Annotated in this window: 13 protein-coding genes; 4 read left to right on the top strand and 9 right to left on the bottom strand. The window is 46.2% G+C overall.

Annotation, left to right across the window (positions count from 1 at the left end; translation table 11 throughout):
* Positions 1-173: 173 nt before the first annotated feature.
* Complete coding sequence (gene gabR, locus ACZ5Q7_RS00530) at positions 174-1577, bottom strand: MocR-like transcriptional regulator GabR (RefSeq protein ID WP_343754167.1); 1404 nt, start codon at positions 1575-1577, stop codon at positions 174-176.
* A gap of 189 nt (positions 1578-1766) precedes the next feature.
* On the opposite strand from gabR, the gene ACZ5Q7_RS00535 reads away from it, so the two are divergent.
* Positions 1767-3197, top strand: a complete 1431-nt coding sequence (locus ACZ5Q7_RS00535) for an APC family permease (protein ID WP_343754169.1) — start codon at positions 1767-1769, stop codon at positions 3195-3197.
* A complete protein-coding gene (locus tag ACZ5Q7_RS00540; protein WP_343754171.1) occupies positions 3133-4524 on the top strand; it encodes an NAD-dependent succinate-semialdehyde dehydrogenase in 1392 nt (463 codons plus the stop codon). Before ACZ5Q7_RS00535 ends, ACZ5Q7_RS00540 begins: the two co-directional genes overlap by 65 nt.
* 397 nt (positions 4525-4921) lie before the next feature.
* Here ACZ5Q7_RS00540 and ACZ5Q7_RS00545 read toward each other — a convergent pair whose 3' ends face one another.
* The 4 genes from ACZ5Q7_RS00545 to mmgD form a co-directional block, all read right to left on the bottom strand.
* Entirely contained in the window at positions 4922-6247 is a 1326-nt protein-coding gene (locus ACZ5Q7_RS00545) for an Rpn family recombination-promoting nuclease/putative transposase (RefSeq protein ID WP_343754173.1), read from the bottom strand.
* A gap of 167 nt (positions 6248-6414) precedes the next feature.
* Positions 6415-7326, bottom strand: a complete 912-nt coding sequence (prpB, locus tag ACZ5Q7_RS00550) for a methylisocitrate lyase (protein ID WP_343754175.1) — start codon at positions 7324-7326, stop codon at positions 6415-6417.
* A 15-nt stretch (positions 7327-7341) separates the two neighbouring features.
* Complete coding sequence (locus ACZ5Q7_RS00555) at positions 7342-8778, bottom strand: bifunctional 2-methylcitrate dehydratase/aconitate hydratase (RefSeq protein WP_343754177.1); 1437 nt, start codon at positions 8776-8778, stop codon at positions 7342-7344.
* Positions 8779-8869: 91 nt separating this feature from the next.
* Entirely contained in the window at positions 8870-9976 is a 1107-nt protein-coding gene (gene mmgD, locus ACZ5Q7_RS00560) for a citrate synthase (RefSeq protein ID WP_343754179.1), read from the bottom strand.
* A 177-nt stretch (positions 9977-10153) separates the two neighbouring features.
* On the opposite strand from mmgD, the gene ACZ5Q7_RS00565 reads away from it, so the two are divergent.
* Positions 10154-11023 (top strand): LysR family transcriptional regulator, encoded by an 870-nt coding sequence (locus tag ACZ5Q7_RS00565; RefSeq protein ID WP_343754181.1) that lies wholly within the window; start codon positions 10154-10156, stop codon positions 11021-11023.
* An 80-nt stretch (positions 11024-11103) separates the two neighbouring features.
* Here ACZ5Q7_RS00565 and pdxR read toward each other — a convergent pair whose 3' ends face one another.
* The gene (pdxR, locus tag ACZ5Q7_RS00570; RefSeq protein ID WP_343754183.1) at positions 11104-12513 is read right to left on the bottom strand and encodes a MocR-like pyridoxine biosynthesis transcription factor PdxR; all 1410 of its coding nucleotides are present in this window, start codon (positions 12511-12513) and stop codon (positions 11104-11106) included.
* A 126-nt stretch (positions 12514-12639) separates the two neighbouring features.
* Here pdxR and ACZ5Q7_RS00575 point away from each other — a divergent pair, with 126 nt between their 5' ends.
* Positions 12640-13551 carry a DMT family transporter gene (locus tag ACZ5Q7_RS00575; protein WP_343754185.1) on the top strand — a complete coding sequence of 304 codons (912 nt, stop codon included), beginning with the start codon at positions 12640-12642 and terminating at the stop codon, positions 13549-13551.
* A gap of 202 nt (positions 13552-13753) precedes the next feature.
* Here ACZ5Q7_RS00575 and ACZ5Q7_RS00580 read toward each other — a convergent pair whose 3' ends face one another.
* The 3 genes from ACZ5Q7_RS00580 to ACZ5Q7_RS00590 all read right to left on the bottom strand — a co-directional run bounded on the left by ACZ5Q7_RS00580 (position 13754) and on the right by ACZ5Q7_RS00590 (position 16946).
* The gene (locus ACZ5Q7_RS00580; protein ID WP_343754187.1) at positions 13754-14869 is read right to left on the bottom strand and encodes an NAD(P)/FAD-dependent oxidoreductase; all 1116 of its coding nucleotides are present in this window, start codon (positions 14867-14869) and stop codon (positions 13754-13756) included.
* A gap of 214 nt (positions 14870-15083) precedes the next feature.
* Positions 15084-15674, bottom strand: coding sequence for a ribonuclease H family protein (locus ACZ5Q7_RS00585; protein ID WP_343754189.1), 591 nt, complete (start codon positions 15672-15674; stop codon positions 15084-15086).
* A gap of 339 nt (positions 15675-16013) precedes the next feature.
* Positions 16014-16946, bottom strand: coding sequence for an aldo/keto reductase (locus tag ACZ5Q7_RS00590; protein ID WP_343754191.1), 933 nt, complete (start codon positions 16944-16946; stop codon positions 16014-16016).
* Positions 16947-17091: the final 145 nt, after the last annotated feature.

Genomic DNA, 17091 nt, shown 5'->3' on the forward strand with positions numbered 1-17091 from the left:
GTTTTCTTTTCACAAAACAGTCACAAACACGTTGTTTAACTGTTATTATGATCGTTGATTGGTATGATGGAAAGAACCAGAAATAATATAATCATGGGACCAGATATATAATTTCATTTTCCGTTAATAAAAGACCACATGCATAATAGATAGATTGTTTCCTCATTGTTTGTCTACGCGTAGATCACCCGATATAGTCGGTCCACTGCTTCGGGGATCTCTTCTTCTTGAATGGTTGCAAACCCCAACGTTAAAATGACGATATTATCCATCTCCAGGGTGCGTTCCAGCGTAAACCGCCTAATAGTGTAGATTTCCAACTTCTCTTCTTTTGCCTTCTTCTCCACCATATCGTACGTTTTTGACGTTTGAAACCGCGCCAAAAAGTGCAATCCAGCCGGGATATCATCGATTGTTACATTACTCTCGAACCGTTGTTTCAGTTCCTGAATTAAACATTTGCGTTTTTTCTCGTAGTAATGATTCATCCGTTTCAGATGTTTGGTATATTCCCCTGATTCGATAAAATAATGCAATGTATACAGTTCTAATATGTTGCTGCTTTGCATGGCATCAATATGATAGTTTTGATAGGCGCGCAGGATTTCCGGCGGGAGAACCATATAACTGATCCGCATACCCGGTAGGATCGTTTTTGAAAACGTCCCAATATATATAACCCGTTGATGTTTATCAAGACTTTGCAACGATGGAATATGGTCTGTCTCATACTTAAATTCACTATCGTAGTCATCTTCCACAATGTAGCGATGGGGATGACGGGCTGACCAATTAAGCCATTCAATACGCCGGGATATCGGCATGATGTTCCCGGTTGGAAATTGATGGGACGGTGTTATGAACAAAAAGCGAATATCTTTTTCTTCCAGTCCGTTAACGTCGGCACCGTTATTGTCGATAGGAACCGTGTTGACATTGATGCCCATTCGCCTCAGTAACGTATAAAACCGTGAATAACCCGGGTCTTCCACAGCAGCTGTCGTTTGCTGCGACTGCATTTCCATTAACTGTCGTACCAGTAATTGACTTCCTGCTCCAACGACAATCTGTTCCGGCTCACAAATCACACCACGTGACAGCGCAATCATCCGGGCAATGCTTTCTCTGACCTGATATGGTCCTTGTGGGTGCGGTATCTCAGACAGCTCTTGCTTGTGATTCGCGATTGCTTTTTGACCGCATTTCATCCACGCCGAGAATGGAAAAGCCGACACATCTGCTGTCATGTGCGAAAAAGATAACCAATTGCCGTTAGCGAGCGGCGCTTCCTTTAAATCCTCAGGAAACGCATATTCCTCCATACCACTTCCTGCAAACTGAGTAATGGCTTCCACAAAATAACCTTTGCGTTCCTGTGTATAAATATACCCTTCCGCCAACAGTTGCTCATACGAATTGGTGATGGTATTAATACCTACATCGAGTTGCTCAGCCAGCTTTCGTTTAGATGGCAACTTCTCGTCAGCTTTAAACCGTCCATCTAAAATCATCCGTTTAAATTCATTGTAAATGTTCTGATAGATATACTGTTGTCCTTTATATTTATCAATTGCCATGAACATATACACACCTCTATCTGGTCCCTAAAAAAGTTTTATCTGGTCCTTTTCATTATACCAGATCATTGTGATACTGTTTACTATGATTTGAAACATGGGAGGTCTATTGTCTGATGGCCAGTTTAAAGGTCTGAGCATATTGGAAAAGGCTTTCATTAAATCGTTTATCAAAAAGGAGTTGAGCAGATGAGCAACCAATTTTCGAAGTCCATGTCAATTATGGACGTGCTCTTTCTTGCCATGGGTGCTATGCTCGGGTGGGGATGGGTCGTCCTCTCTGGTGAATGGATTATAAAAGCTGGATTTATTGGTAGTACGATCGCATTTGTCATTGGCGGTTTATTAGTTATCTTTATTGGCTTAACCTATGCGGAACTGGCTGCGGCCATCCCAGAAACCGGTGGCGGCCTCATTTTCGTATTGAGAGCTTTTGGAAAAAGAAGCGGTTTCATAGCAGCATGGGCTGTTCTATTTGGTTATGTTTCCGTTATAACATTCGAAGCAGTCGCATTGCCCACTGTCATTGACTACATTTTACCCATGGACCATCAAGGGTATTTATGGACATTGGGGGGCTGGGACGTATACCTGACATGGGCTTTAATCGGTTCGATCGGTGCCCTATTAATGGCAGGATTAAACTACTTTGGTATTAAACCGGCAACCATTCTGCAGACCATTTTTACCATTGTTATTGTAGCAGTTGGCCTGTTGCTCGTTTTCGGAGCTTTTACAAGCGGGGATTTTGCAAATGTCAAACCTTTATTTAATAATGGAATGGGTGGCACCATGTCCGTACTGATTATGATCCCCTTTCTATTTGTCGGCTTTGACGTCATTCCTCAAGTGGCTGCCGAAATTAAGTCGTCACAGAAGATTATTGGAACGATCCTTGTTGTATCCATTATTACCTCTGTTATCTTTTATTTGCTGATTGTATTTGGTGTAACGACTGGTCTAACACAGGAAGAGCTCGGGATCACCCAATTAGCTACGGCAGATGCAATGGTTAATTTGTTTAACAGTCAGTTATTCGGTACCATTCTTGTTCTTGGAGGAGTAGCAGGCATCATCACGAGCTGGAATGCTTTTATCATTGGTGCGAGCCGAATCTTGTATGCGATGGCTACGCGTGACATGATACCGAAGTGGTTTGCCTATGTTCATCCAAAATACAAAACACCAACCCACGCCATTATGTTTCTTGGCATTCTCGCCTTTTTAGCACCATTACTTGGGCGTCCAGCTTTACAATGGATTGTAAATGCCGGTGGTGTCGGTATAGTTGTTGGTTATCTGATTGTCTCATTATCATTTTTACAGCTCCGGAAAACGGAGCCGGCATTACCACGTCCGTACAAAATTAAATACGGTAGAACCGTTGGGGGATTAGCAATCATTCTAAGTATAGCGTTTATATCCCTTTATCTTCCTGGCATGCCTTCATCGTTGGCTTGGCCTATGGAATGGTTTATTCTTGGAGGATGGTGCCTCATCGGATTAGCACTTTATGTGACACAGGTTAAACACTACAATAAAGGAGCGAATACACATGTCCAATCAATTTACGGTAACGAATCCCGCAACCGGGGAAGCTATTCAGGAAGTCAGCAATAACTCGGAGGCAGAAATCAAACAAGCTTTGGAAAATGGACACGAGGCTTTTAAAGAATGGTCCAGCATCAATGCGCACGAGCGGGCGAGACGCATTCGCCAATGGTCCGACTTGGTAAAAGAAAACAAAGAAGAAATTGCTCACCTTATGACATTGGAAAATGGCAAACCTATGAAAGAGTCCCGGGGCGAAGTTATTTATTCGACGGACTACTTGGATTGGTACGCTGAAGAAGCTAAACGGGTCTACGGCAAAACCATTCCAGCCAACAAAGAATCCAAGCGTATCATTGTCAGTCATCAGCCAATCGGTCTGGTTGCAGCTATCACACCATGGAATTTCCCAACAGCCATGATGGCACGAAAAGCTGCACCGGCTCTGGCAGCAGGTTGTACCTTTATCGTTAAACTGGCTTCAGAAACGCCGCTATCAGGTATGAAATTCATCGACCTTGCTCATGAGGCTGGTATACCAAAAGACGCCATTCAATATGTCCATGGTGGTGGACGAGTTGTCGGCAATCTATTTACTGGCAGTGATTACGTTCGAAAGATTACGTTTACCGGGTCAACGCCTGTCGGTAAAACATTGATTAAAGACAGCGCCGACACCATCAAACATGTCACGATGGAACTGGGTGGTCATGCGCCACTTATCGTTGCAAACGATGCCGATATCGATTATGCGGTTGCCCAGACGGTTGGTGCGAAATTCCGCAACGCTGGACAAACCTGCGTGTGTGCCAACCGCATTCTTGTTCACGACAGTATCGTGGACGAATTTGCCGAAAAATTGACGAAAGCAACGAAAGAGCTGACGGTCGGCAACGGTATGGAAGACGATACGGATGTCGGTCCGATTATTAACAAACAAGGGTATGATAAAATAACGGCACAGATTGAAAATGCTGTTAATGAGGGTGCTGAAGTTCTAACAGGCAACGAAACCGATGCCGACGAGAAAAAAGGTTACTACTTTATCAAACCAACGGTGTTGAAAAATATCAACATGGACATGACCATCATGCATGAAGAGACATTTGGTCCGGTTGCTCCCATTATGAGTTTCTCCACATTGGATGAAGCGATAGACATTGCCAATGGCACGCCATATGGACTGGCAGCCTATTTCTTTACGAACGACTACCGCAACGGCACGTACTTGCATGACCATCTGAACTTCGGCATTGTTGGATGGAATGACGGCGGACCATCTGCGGCACACGCTCCATTCGGCGGCATGAAAGAAAGCGGCCTTGGGCGTGAAGGCGGGCAGGAAGGTATCGAACCTTACCTGGAAACGAAATACCTGTCGATCGGGAATTTGTAGTTACGAGAAAAGATATAAACAGGGGCTGGGACATAACTAAACAAATTACTTCTAAACACGAACAATATAGTTAAGACGTAGTCACCGCTCCGGAAAAACACTACGCTTTCACCTTGCCAGGCACAAGCGCGACATCTGTTCAAGCTTCCTTTGGTCGCTTTCACAGTGTCTTCTTTGCCGCGGGCGCTGATAAGCCTCCTCGTGCTTATCGCACTGCGGGGTCTTATCTAGGCTTTTCATCCCGCAGGAGTCTCCGTGTTTTTCCTACGCTAAATGAAAAATCCGAACTGATTCAGATCTTTTGCGAATCATAGTTCGGATTTTCATTTGGCTAAACGTCTTTTATCCCAGCCTTTTTTGTGATGCAAATAAATTTGGAATGAAAAGAAGCACTGGCTTATTTTTTCATGCCACGTTCGATATCTGTAATGGTATCCCAGCTCAAACCTGTGGAATCTGCAATGAACGTTAAGTCCATTCCTTGTTCAAGCAGGTTACGGGCGATGCCTTCTTTTGTGCTTTGTTCTGCCGTTCGGTCGTGTTGTTCTATTGGCCCTGCTTTCTGTTTCCTTTGCAGCTCTTGTTGCTTTTCTCTCAGTGTTTGTTCCTTTTCCTCCAGCTCTTGTTTCCTTTGTTCTGCTTCTTGTTTACCCCGTTCGAACTCTTGTTTTCTTTGTTCTGCTTCTTGCTTACTTTGTTCTGCCTCTTGTTTTCTTCGTTCTGCCTCTTGCTTGCTTTGCTCTGCCTCTTGCTTGCTTTGCTTTGCCTCTTGCTTGCTTTGCTCTGCCTCTTGCATCCTTCGTTCTGCCTCTTGTTTCTCTTGCTCTGCCTGTTGCATTCGCAATTCGTGTTCACGCTTTGCTGCTTCTTCATCCATAATCTGTTTTAACCGCGAATCGTACTTTAGGCGCTGTTCCTGTGTCGAACTCAGCTCTTCCCAATTATGGAACGTTTCCCGCAATGATTCATCCGTCAACGCGATCTCCTCCAATTCATGGTAAATATCATCATAGATTTTCCCGTTTCGGTGATCAACCATACCAAGCAAAAGCAGCCATCTTGCCAGTACACTGTTCCATGGATCCAATTCATCCCGTTTCCAATCGTTTATTAATTTACTCATTTCTATAAAATGAAACTCCATCACATTAGTCAATTTGACTTGATGCTCATCGTCGTACAAATGATACGAGGTATGGAAGCGCTCCGTCTCACGAAACAGATTAAAGTTTAAAATATTGATGGCAATGACAGGACGTAACTCCGAATAAGCCATGCCTTTTTCCAAGGGATGAACGTACGCTTTGGACCAATAATACAGCGATCGTTTCACCATATCATACTGATTGGTGAATTGAATCTCTACGTTTATCCACTCGTCTGCTTCGGTCACAACCAACAGGTCCAATCGTGATTGCTTATCATCCATGTATTCCCCGGCGATTTCCGTATTTTCAAAGGATATGTCCTTAATTCGATTCCGCCCCGTTTTCTGCAAAATCGCGTTCAGGAAAATAACGGTCAAGTCTTTATTTTTTTCATTCCCGAAAAGTTGCTTAAAAGCGTAATCCACCTTTAAATCCATGAGTCGTTCCAGCGGGATGCGTTTAAGCACCTTTGACTGTTTCCTACCGTCATTCTCCTTCCTTTCCTTAGCGTAGTGGTTTTGGTCCTCTTTTACGTGGCTTGCGCTTCCAGGATTGTACAGGGCAACTCGTGTCACTCGATCACGTCCTTATATATGATAGGAGCAATACAAGGATGTATGTCTAACTTGATTGTAACATGAAACAATTTGGCAAACAAATGTTCCTGTTTAATTTTTAATAACGGAAAACATATTCAAACGACGCAGCTGCTATGTTGGAGAGCAACTACGCCGTTTAAAAATTACTTATGTTCATCATCCAGAACGGTTCGGGCAATCGTGTCATCAAGGGCTTCAAATTCGGCCAATGAATTGATCTCGTACAATTCCTCACGCGTCTGCATGTCGGAAAGCCCGTTTTTCTGAGTGCCTTCGTCCATGATGAGCTGGAATATGCGCTCGTACGCTTTGGCCGCCACACGTAACGAGGTGACTGGATAAATGACCATGCTGAAGCCCATATCCTCAAATTGTTGTGCCGTGAAATACGGTGTCTTGCCAAATTCGGTCATATTGGCAAGCAGCGGAATATCCAGCTTCTCGGCAAATATACGAAACTCGTCTTCTGTCTTCAGGGCTTCCGGGAAAATGGCATCAGCGCCGGATTCCGCGTAAAATGCCGCCCGTTCAGCGGCCGCGTCAATTCCTTCGATCGCCTTCGCATCGGTGCGGGCAACGACCACCAACGACGGTGCCGCTTTTTTGATCGCCTTGATTTTTTGCGCCATTTCTTCTTTCGTTACCAGTTGTTTGCCGTTGAGATGACCGCATTTTTTCGGGAGCTGTTGATCTTCAATCTGTACGGCTGCGACTTTGGCCTCCACCATTTCCACTGCCGTGCGGGCGACGTTCAGGACTTCCCCGAATCCGGTATCAATATCAACGAGAACCGGCAAATTGGCAGCCCGGACCAATTCCTTGGCACGTTCGGCCATTTCAGTAGAAGTAACGATGCCCAAATCAGGCAGTCCCTGGCTAGCTGTGTAGGCACCACCGGATAGGTACAGCGATGAAAATCCGGTCTTTTTGGCGACGAGCGCGGCCATCGCATCATGGGCGCCGGGGATTTGTAAAATCGATTCCTGTTTGATTAATGTTTTGAATTGATTGGCCAGTTCTTCCTGTGACGATGACTGATCGACAATCCATACCATATTGCAGCCTCCTTGTTAATGGACGAACAAATCCATAAAATTATGAACATGCATTGCTGTCAGTTTTTCGTAGTCAACGCTTGTTTCCTGGATATCATCCAATTGCTTTTGCGCATATATTGTGGACAAATTGTATGCAAATTTTTCCCGTATTTTCGGTAAGGCTTCTTCCCGGCGAAAACGATGCCCCAATGGATACTCAATGGCAATATTTTCGGTAGCCGTCCCATCGTTAAAATGAACCTGAACCGCATTGGCGATGGAACGTTTATCCGGATTCAAATAATCGTTCGTATAGGCCTCATCTTCCTGCAAAACCATTTTCTCCCGTAATGCATCGATTGCCGGGTCAGCGGCTGCTTCAGCTTCATAATCATCCGCTGTTAAATCGCCCTTTAACAAACCGATGGCTGTAATATACTGGATGCAGTGATCACGGTCCGCCGGGTTATGGAGGGGGCCTTGTTTATCGATGATCCTTATGGCCGATTCATGCGTGGTAATGGTGATCCGCTCAATATCATTCAAGCGATCTTTCACGTGCGGATGCAACTGTATAGCGGCTTCAGCAGCTGTCTGCGCATGGAATTCCGCTGGGTAAGATACTTTGAATAGAACATTTTCCATCACATAGCTATCAAGCGGCTGACTGAGTGTGAGGTCCTGCTTGTTAAAGAGGACATCCTGAAAGCCCCAGTCCGGTGCTGTTAAAGCTGTTGCATAGCCCATTTCCCCATTAACCGCCATCATAGCGAGACGGACACCTCTGCTGGTGGCATCTCCGGCAGCCCATGATTTGCGGGAACCGGCATTCGGTGCATGACGATACGTACGCAGGCTGGCATTATCAATCCAAGCGTTGGATATCGCATTAATAATTTCCTGATACCCGCCACCGAGCATCTTCGTGACCATGGCCGTTGTCGCCACCTTAACAAATAATACGTGATCCAGTCCGACGCGGTTCAGACTGTTTTCCAAAGCGAGAATGCCCTGGATTTCATGCGTTTTGATCATCATCTCCAGCACATCTCTCACCTTGATCGGCACCTGACCTCTAGCAGCACGTTCCCGGCTCACATAATCCGCAACGGCCAGAATACCACCGAGATTATCAGATGGGTGCCCCCATTCTGCGGCCAGCCACGTATCATTATAATCAAGCCAGCGAATCATGGTGCCAATATTGAATGCCCCCTGTACCGGATCAAGGACGTGCGGTGTCCCAGGCACACGTGTCCCTTTAGGCACTACTGTCCCCGGTACAATCGGCCCCAGCAGTTTTGTACATTCCGGATAATTCAGCGACAGAATACCACATCCCAATGTGTCCATCAGTACATAATGAGCTGTTGAAAACGCCTCGTCGCTCGTAATATTTTTGTTTAACACATAGTCAGCAATCTCTTCCAATAGAGCATCTGTTGTCTGTTTTTCTTTTATTTCTGCCATCGTCAGCTTCCTTTCTCCAGGTGAGTTGATCCCTAATTCAGTGCACCTCACTGGTCTTCTCATTGTTTGTAAATGGGAATCTATGTCTCTATCAATTCCGTTCGCCAGTGTATTTCACCCTTGGCCGGAACAGCCGATTGTTTTCATGTTGTTCCAAAATGTGCGCACACAGCCCGGCCGTTCTCGAACTGAAAAAGATGGGTGTGTACAACGGAATCGGAACACCAAGCATCCAATAGACCGGCGCAGCGTAGTAATCCAAATTCGGATACAGCCCCTTTTCCTGGGCCATGAGCTCTTCGCCGGCTTCACACATATCCAAGAGCAGCGAGTCGCCTTGTTGATCGCACAGCTGCTTCAGCGATTCTTTCATTTTCAGCGCACGCGGGTCCATTTTTTTCATATACACACGATGCCCAAAGCCCATAATCTTTTCCTTGCGCTTCAGTTTTTCCTGAAGACGATGGACAAAACCATCCACCGATTCAGCGTCACGAAGCATCGTCATCACTGCCTCATTGGCGCCGCCGTGCAAATCGCCTTTTAATGACGCGACCGCTCCCGTCAGCGCCCCATACATATCGGAATGCGTCGATGCAATGACCCGGGATGTAAATGTGGAATTAGGCATCTCGTGCTCACTATATAATAGAAGCGATCGGTCAAATATAGACGCTTCCAAAGCTGTCGGTTGTTTACCTGTGATCATGTATAGAAAATTGGCGCTGTATGGAAGGGTCGGATCCGGATCGATTGGTTCCATTTGATTAAGAATCCGGTAGCTGTTCACGGTTATCGCCGGCAGCTGACCCAAAATATCGTAGGCCCGTTTCTTATTCGCCTCGAGCGAGCGGTCATCAAGTGTCGTGTCATATCCGGCCGAGACCGATATAGCGGTACGTTGCCCGTCCATCGGGTGGGTTCCTTTCGGTAGCAATTGCAGAATGTCCGTAACCGTGTCAGGCACCTTATAATTGGCTTTCAACGTTTCTTCCACCGCCTGACGCTCAGCATCCGACGGCAAGGTTCCCTCGAGCAGCAAATACACCAGATCTGCATATGTCTTTTGTGCAGACAAATCAATCAAGTCATGACCCCTGATAATAATTTGCTCCTGTTCCGTATCCAAAAGCGAAATAGCTGTTTCCGACGCAATAACGCCTTCCAATCCTGGTACAAAAGCATCATCTTTTTGCATGATGAACCTCCTCTATTTATTGTTGCACCCCTTTTCACGTCACAAAAAGAAACCCCAACTGTTACGGCAAATAATTGTTGAATCTATTATACAATTGAAATAGCAATCAGAAAAATATATAATTTTAATTATTAGCCATTATGTTTTTCTATACCTGTGAAGCCAAGGGGGATTAACATGAAACGTCAAGATTGGGAAATGCTCGATGCGCTATATACGACAGAAAATATCACACAGGCCGCCAGACATCTGTTTTTATCCCAACCTACATTAACGTCACGAATTCGAAACCTTGAGGAATACTACGGGGTTAAACTCGTCCTCCGGAAACAAAAAGGCATTGCCTTTACCCCCGAGGGAGAAGTGCTTGCCCGTCACGGGAGACATATGCTTCAGGAACAAATGAAAATCGAGGAAAAACTGAACAACATGAAATCGCATGTCGCCGGTACGTTAAGGGTAGGGGTTTCCAATTTTTTTGCACGAAATAAAATGCCCAAGTTGCTGCGTCTGTTCAAACAAACGTATCCCAATGTCGAGTTCGAAGTCGTCACCGGCTGGAGCAGCGACATGTACCGGCTCATTCTGAATCATGACGTCCATATAAGCTTCATCAAAGGGGATTACAGCTGGAAAAGCCATAAAGATTTGTTGTACGAAGAAGATATATGCATCGCATCGCCGTGGGAATTTACATGGGAGGATCTGCCCCATTTGCCGCGCATCGACTATGACACCGACGACAAAATGCGGCATATCATCGACAGCTGGTGGTACAACACCTATAAGCAGCATCCCAATATCAACATACAGGTCAACCAGGTGGAAACGTGCAAAGAAATGGTTATCAACGGGCTTGGCTATGCGGTATTGGCCAACCTTGTTGTGCGGCCCTATCCGGAATTGGTCGTAAAACCGCTGCATCATCCGTCCGGCAACCCAATCACACGCAAAACGTGGATGTATTATCATGAAGATTCGCTGCAAATGAATATCATTAACGCTTTTGTCACCTTTATCCGCACGTTGGATGTGAAGGTGCTGTAACAAGGGAAACAAACGGATGGCGAGGTCTTAATCAACCGCGTGCCGGGCCCTTATCCGACGACATCCTGCGATAGGTTCGCTCACCCCTGTTTCATCAGCTGTCCCAATTGGTAGATGCCTTCCTCCAATTCCTCGAGCCCGGCGTTTGCGTAAGACATTCGTATGTACTGCCCGTTTGGGGCGGCATAGATGCTTCCGGGATTAAGAATGATCCCCCTGGCATAGGCCTTTTGGAATAAGCGGCCGGTGTGATGGGCTGCGTTGAGTCGTACCCAAATGAAAAAGCCGCCTCGGGGAATCTCCCATTCGGCATCATCCCCCAAATAGGTTTCCAGCGCTTCCAAAACAGCGCGACGGCGAATGGTCAGGTCGTTTCGTACATGACCGAGGTGATCATCGTAAGCACCACTGGCCAGCCATTCCGCTGCAACGAGCTGCGATAAGGTGCTTGACCCATAATCCGATTGCATTTTCAAATCCGCCAACCGGGAAATGACAGATTCCGGGCCGACCACCCAGCCGATGCGCAAACCGGGACTCAACGTTTTCGACAGACTGCCAAGATGCAGCACATTGCCATAGTTATCGTTGGATTTTAATGATGGCGGTGGTGGCGCATCGATCCATAAATCACGGTAAACGTCGTCCTCGATAATGGGCAGCTGTTGTTTTTCACAAACGGCCATAAGTTCCCGCCGCCTTTGTTCAGGCATTAGGGTACCGGTCGGGTTATGGAAAGTCGGATTCGTGTACAAAACGTGTTTGCCTTTTTGCTTGACCGGTGAAGTCATGTCCAGACGCAACCCTTCCGCATCCATTGGTATCGGCTTCAAGGTCATTCCCGCCGATTGGAAAACAGACAGAGATTGCACGTACGACGGTTTCTCCAAAAACACCGTTGAGCCTTGCTGCAGCAGACCAATCGAAATGAGATGCAGTGCTTGCAGCGCCCCTGATACGACTAGAACGGACGACGGGGATACATCCACCCCTCTCTCGCTCAAGTAATCGGCAATCGACTCCCGCAGAAATCGATTTCCTTGTGGTTCCTCATAGCCAAACGGGATGAGCTTCTCTGAAACGTTCCGAACAATCGATTTCATTGTTTGCAATGGAAACATGTCCGGGGACAGCTCGCCTTTGCTTAACTGGATAAAATGTGGATCCGATTCCGCCTCATTGATTTCCTGTACCATGTTCATGCTGGCTTGATGAATCCCTAAGGCAACATTGTCATTCCAGTTAACAGCAGCGTGGCGCCCCATCAGCGTCCACGTATTATTGGTAATAATAGTTCCTTTACCGGCCACTCCTTCAATCAGCCCGTCAGCCATCAATTCGTCCAGGGCCGTAATGACCGTGCTCCGGTTGACTTGAAATTGGCTGGCAAGTTCCCGCTGACTCGGGATTTGACTGCCAATCGCCCATTCCGCTTTCGCAATTTTATCCTTAATATACTCGACAATGACGGCGTATTTCGGCTTGCTCATATGTGAACTCCCTTTGGTAACTGGTTGGGTTTTTACGTATTAACTGGTTGCAGACATTTTACCAAACCCGCCCTAAAATGAGAAATATCTGAATAAAGTGGTTGCTAAAAGAGGGAGGTCAATCCGATGCAGACGACATTTCGATTCAATATTATCATCGCCCATTTGCTCATTATTATCCTGTGGGCTTCGGCATTTCCCGGTATCCGAATGGCGCTCACAGCTTATACACCAACCCACGTTTCTCTGCTGCGCTTACTGGTTGCGTCGCTTGCTTTACTGGTGGTTGCTTGGTTTATAAAAATTCCTCTACCGAAAATAAAAGACGTTCCTATCATTCTATTGCTCGGCTTTTTAGCATTTGCCGTTTATCATGTCGCGCTAAATTATGGCGAACGAACCGTCAGCGCCGGGCCAGCGAGTCTGCTCGTTTCCACAACACCGATTTTTACGGCGATTATGGCGGTTATCTTTTTTCGGGAACGGTTTAAAATGCACGGATGGATTGGCGCCTGTATTGCCATCATCGGCGTCGCGTTTATTTCTTTGGGCGGTTCTTTGGGTGACTTGTCGTTTAATACAGGCGTCATTCTCATCTTGATAGCTGCTCTGTCCGAAAGCATCTATTTCGTTTTCCAAAATGCGTATTTAACAAAATATGGCTTCTTCCCGTTCACCATGTATACCATTTGGGGCGGCACGATTTGTATGCTAATCTTTTCCCCTGGGCTTGGCTCGGAAATCATCCAGGCTCCCTTGGACGTTACGATGGTCGTTGTTTATTTGGGCCTCTTTCCGACGGTGATACCGTACTTTGCCATCGCGTATGTGACATCCAAAACAGGGGCCGCCGAAGCCACAAGCTCCCTGTACCTAACGCCAGTGTTTGCCTTTCTCATCGCTTGGTTTTGGTTAGGGGAAACACCTGCTGTATCGGCTATCGTAGGCGGCATTATTACATTGCTGGGCGTATTTGTATCCAACATGCCTAGTGAGCAACAGATGGAAAATGAGGAGCGGGAAGCGGTTTCTGATTGATAAAGATAACCTTCTTGCCGCCTGATTACAGGATATTTGGTTCGAGCCTCTTATCGAAAGGGGAGAAGCTATTCCATTAAAAGGAAATCTGTTGAAGGAATGGATACTCACTTATATCATCGTCTATTGAATTAAAAAAGTGCCATACATCATCCGGTTCGACACATGGCACTTTTTACAAATAGCAATGAAATAATCTTTTCTAGCCAAATGCGCTTGTCACGTCATAATCGTCTAAATCCAAATCGGTCGGCTGGCCGAGTGCTAACTTAGCTAACTCCAGTCCCAAATAAGGGCCGCTTGTTAAACCGGAAGCACCAAGGCCATTGGCGATCAGTAAACCTTCCGTATGGGGAACCGGACCAATAATCGGCAAATGTCCCGGCGTGAATGGTCTGAATCCCACTCTTGTTTCCACATACGTACTTGACGATAAACCGGGCGCTACCTTTAACGCTTTATCAAACATTTCGTGCACCGCCCCCATGGTCACCCGTTCATCAAATCCTGCATTATCTTCCTGGGTAGCACCGACAACGACTTTTCCGCCTCCAAATGTGAGCATGTATTGGTTATAAGGAGGCATCAAAACGGACCAAGATGCGGTATCGGTATGCGGTATATTCAAATGGACGATCTGCGCTTTTTGCGGGGTTACTAACACGTTTTTACCAAGAGGGGTCAGTAAATCTTTGGCCCACGCTCCACCGGTTACGATCACCTGATCAGCATAATAGTTTTCGCCGTTTACTGTTGCCCCCGTTATTGTCGACCCCTGAGACATGAGCGAAGCATTGCCACGAATAACAGAAGCTCCGTTTTTCTCAGCACCGCGGATCAGGGCATCACACAGAGCACTTCCATTGACCCGGGCGGCACCACTTATGTGCACGGCCCGATAGCCGTCGGACACTGGTGGAAATAATGCCTTGGTTTCAGCGGGGGATAATGCCGTGACATCGCCCATTTCCGGTGTGTTCGCTTGGCGCTGACGGGCTAGATCCATTTTATTATTTAACTTTTCTTTCGTGTCGAAAATATTGATCGCTCCAACCCTGGCATACCCCGTTTCCATTTCCCCATCGTTCTCTAATTTTTGTATTAGCGCGGGGTAATACTTGGCGCCTTCTGTTACCAAGCGATACCAAGGTTTGTTGCGGCGATTGGTCAGCCACGGGCATACAATCCCGGCCGCAGCAGCTGTTGCCTGAGACGGATCATTCCGGTCGATTAATGTCACGTCTGCTCCTTGTTTTGCTAAGTGATAGGCCGTAGAAGCACCGAGAATCCCCGCTCCAATGATAATAAATGTTGGCATAAAATAGCACCTTTTCCGTTCATGATTTTTTGTTTGGTCACTCTACTATCGAAAAAAAGGAGGGAATTGGGGCTACTATACCCTCATATCGAAACATGGGGTGACAAGGAAGGAAAATACGTTCACGATTCGTCCGGTGCCTCCTGATACAAGGTTGTTATAGCCGAGTACAATTTCTCATAGCGTTGAAAGATTGACTGGTACTGGTATGCGATCAAATCCCAAGTGCTTCTCTGGCTAACCGATCAGCGAGTTCATTGCCTTCCACACCGGTATGTCCGGCAACCTTGTTAAAGGATACAATATCACGGTAGTTGGTCATAAACGATTGATACGCTTGTGTCATATCATTTTTTGCCCGCCACGATCCGTCCACCCAGCTGGAAATTCCTTGATAATCGTGATGAATCACAATGGATTTATCGTTGGATCTGGCCCATTTGGCTGCACGCATGGCTGCCGCTAGTTCCCCTGCGACATTATTCATTGATCCGGCTTTCGCGTCGGTCCCTATACCGGCATCACTATGAATCAGCCCGTCCTTGTCATAGACAGCTAACGCCCAGCTGTAGCGTCCTTTTGCATAACTGCCATCGACATAAACATCGATTTGATCTTTAGGTGCGGACGATGGTTGCGCTTCAGACTTCCCAGAGCCACCACGCAAATAATCCTCGGCCGCTTCTTGGGTAGGAAAACGCTTGTACTCGGCCCCCTTATACCCTTTCACCTGGGCTTCGCATTCCGCCCACGTCGTAAACACGCCCGTTTGTCTGCCGGCACGAACGGCGTAAAACTTTGCCATTTAATAACCTCCAAATTAGATTTATATGGCTCATACTGGTTGCTTTAGCAGTCGTTGTCTTTACAAATTGATATAGAGTGAGTGGTTTGCCTATTGTTATTACAGGTGAAATTCCAGTAAACTCCGTATTAAGTCGGGAAAAGTATACCACGCATAATTATCGTGGGCAATTAGACAAATTCTCTTACCATCCCGTCAAAATGCCTTTTTAAGCAATTATTGATCATCTAAAATCACCCGTTTGCGTGCGTCTATTTAAAATCCATCCATATGTATCCGGCCAACATTTAAATGTTTATCTGATGCTAGGCACATACACGTGTACCTAGCACCGATCCATTAGCTGAATAAACGATCAATTGTGTTTATCGTTTCCGGTGTGAGCTGAATCTCTCCGGCACGTTTATTATCGATCACCTGGCTTGTCCGTTTCGCACCAGGAATCACGACATCCAGCGACGGGCGGGAGAAGTACCAGGCGAGCACGATATGAGCCACCTCTTCGCCATAGTCGTTCGCAATCTCACGCAGTTTATCCACTTTTTTCAAGTTTTCCTTGAACACCTTTCCCTGAAAACTCGGCTTGTTCGCCCGAATGTCAGTGAAGGTGGACGAAGTGTCATATTTCCCCGCTAACAACCCGGATTCCAATGGGAAATACGGGATGAATGTGATACCTTTTTCAGCGGTATAAGGTATCATCGCATCCTCGGCTTCCCGGTTCAGCAGATTATACTCCGCCTGCACCACATCGACGTAACCATCCTGATTGGCTTCTTTCAGTTCATCCAGAGAAAAGTTGGACACACCAATTGAGCGGATCTTACCTTCATCACGTAATTCTTTTAACACCCCAACCGCTTCGTATTTCGGTGTATCGTTATCCGGATAATGAATATAAAACAAATCAATATAATCGGTCTGCAAGCGGCGCAAACTCTTCTCCACCTGCTGTTTTAAAAACGTTGGACGGTTATTCATAATGACGTCTCCACCGACGAATTCATGTGCGGCTTTCGTGGCCAAAACAGCATCTTCCCGTTTATATTCCGTCATAACATCACCGATAAGCTCCTCGGAACGTCCAAACCCATACATATAAGCCGTATCAAGCATATTCATCCCCTCATCAAGAGATGCCCGGACCATATGTTTCCCTTGTTCTTCATCCAGCATGTCGGGATATATGTTATGACCTCCAACAGCATTCGTACCGAGACCTACCGGAAACACACGGATGTCTGATTGACCCAGTTTAACCTGTTCACGCATGTCAACGTCTCCTTTCTCTTTCTATCTCCTATATCAATTTCCCACTTTTTCTTGTTTATCAAACGTATGGTGTGAGGCTAATCCTTCCATATAAAAGACACCTATGAATAATGCAAAACAATTTCCTTCTATATGACCGCCCAAT

The organism is Lentibacillus halophilus, assembly GCF_055395055.1.